A 2,225-nucleotide genomic window follows, 5' to 3' on the forward strand; every position below is an offset into this window, starting at 1 on the left:
CAAATCCTCGGACCCTCTCGGACTCTCCCCGAATCCCCCTCTAATACCATAAACAATCTAGGTGCATAACAGCTTATCCCTTCATCACTTATTAGTTAACTACCTATTGCCCAGTGGGTCAGACTTTATCAATTGCGATCGCTGGCACCTGGCGGGGGCTATCTCAATATACTCTTGGTTTGCCTGGTGCGGGAGCGAGCGAGCTATCCCTTGATTGTGGTCACTGTTACCTAAGCGAGTCCCTAGCAATGTAACTGAGCAAAGGGATGCGAGCGCAGAAATTTTACCGCTATTGAAACATTATAAAGTAGTAGTTATATCGTTTCCGGTTGGAAGGGAATGATAAAAGTCAAGGTCAATAATTCCACATTCCCCCACGGAGGACGGACAACTCCCCACATACCATCCCAAACGGTGTTACCGGAATTGATATGATACTGAAATGCTCGCTCCTATATCGAAACCGAACCTCAGATAGGGGAAGCATTGAAGGAGGTAGGATTTGTTCCCGGAATCTCTCTCTATTTCTCTTGAGTCCAAGTCCGAAAAACTCAACCTGTAGGGGTATTTGATGTAGCTTGTAAATGGAAAAGGAACTATCGAGGGATATCGGTTAAGGAGGGTTGGTTTATTCGGACAAATTTAGGCTCTCTCAGCGAGTGCGCTCGCAGCCTATCACAAGCGGATGGGAATTGAAGAAATGTTCCGAGATTATAAAACGGCAGGCTATTATTTAGAGGGAACAGGCTTAAAAACTCAGGGAGTGGTAGCCGGAATTTTATTAATAGCACTTGCCTGTAATAGTGCTGTCATGCAAGGGACAACTCTCTGCCATGGCATCGGTTACAGAGTATATTGTTCCTCATAAGGAGTCCAAAATAAAGTATCCAAGACCAAGTAGCTTTGGGACTGGTCTAGATAGCCAACAATCGCTAATATACCTGGACAAATAGGCCGGATAGATTAAGCGAGTCCATGACATCAACCCCGAATAAACGCTACTTTTATCAACGGGGGATGACGGCTGTAAGTCACATTCAACCTAGCTCTTAGCCCTCTTTGTCACCCCCCCAGGTTAATTTTACCTGTTTGCCCGATCGCAAAAACTTCCCAAAAATCCGAAATATAGTTTTTGAGAAAGCTTGCTTGATTCGGGCGGTACCCGTTGTGCACCCTACCAGAGGTTCCGCCTCTGCTAAGGTGCGGAGTGCATCGCCCTACCAGAGGCAGTTAGATACTTACCTCAGTGAAATCGCTAGCGGTGAGCATAGCGGGCGTAACACCGTTAAGCTTCGCTAACAATTGACCCGTATCACTCACCATAATCAAAGTCTGATTGTTCCTCGAACTAATACTAAGTTGAGCGAAACTCAAATTGGAATTTAACCCAATTAAGTCTTCGCCTTTGCGGAAATCAGTAATAATGTCGCTACCCCAACCCCAACTTGGGTTTAGCAGAAATAAATCACTTCCCGAACCGCCAGTCAAAGTATCGTCCCCAACATCGCCGCTGAGGAAATCGTCCCCAGCACTGCCGCTGAGGATATCATTACCCTTACCACCGTACATAGTATCGTTATCGGTGTGGCCGCAGAGCACATCGTTTGCATTGCCGCCTAACAGCAAGTCGTTGCCCTCACCGCCATCGAGGCTGTCGTTTTCTTTGCCCCCGTAAAGCGTGTCATTTCCTTGTAAACCAAAAATCAGGTCTGCACCTTCATTGCCAAAGGCAATATCGTTGCCGTCTCCAATATTAATTGTGTCATTTCCTAAGTTGCCTAAAATGTAGTCGTCGCCATTTTCACCGAGCAAGATATCGTCATCTTTGCCGCCAAAAATGCTGTCGTTGCCATCGCCGCCGGCAACAATATCATTGCCGATATCTCCCCTCAAAAAGTCGGAGCCATCTCCGCCAAAAACAGCGTCATTATCTTTGCCACCGTAGATGGTATCGTTGCCAGCGTCGCCTCCGATGAAATCGCTGCCTTCATTGCCGAAGAGCAAGTCGTTATCTGCACCGCCATTAATGTTGTCATCGCCGCCCCTACCGAAAAGAGTATCGTTGCCGGCAAGTCCGTTAATCGACTCGTTGATGTCGCCACCCCTGATGACATCGGCATCGTTACCGCCGTTGAGAGTTTCTTGGCCGGGGTTGGAAAGGATGAGAATAGACGCGAGATCCGGGGGGTTGAGGTTTTCGAGCAGGCAATCATCCGAGGCCTCAG

1 protein-coding gene is annotated in these 2,225 nt (G+C 47.6%); it reads right to left on the reverse strand.

Features of this window, described 5'->3' with window-relative positions:
• Positions 1–1,230: 1,230 nt before the first annotated feature.
• Positions 1,231–2,225: calcium-binding protein (locus tag QUB56_RS21860; protein ID WP_332958061.1), on the reverse strand; the 995-nt coding region annotated here is incomplete at its 5' end.

Source organism: Microcoleus sp. AR_TQ3_B6, assembly GCF_036702785.1.
Taxonomy (GTDB): domain Bacteria; phylum Cyanobacteriota; class Cyanobacteriia; order Cyanobacteriales; family Microcoleaceae; genus Microcoleus.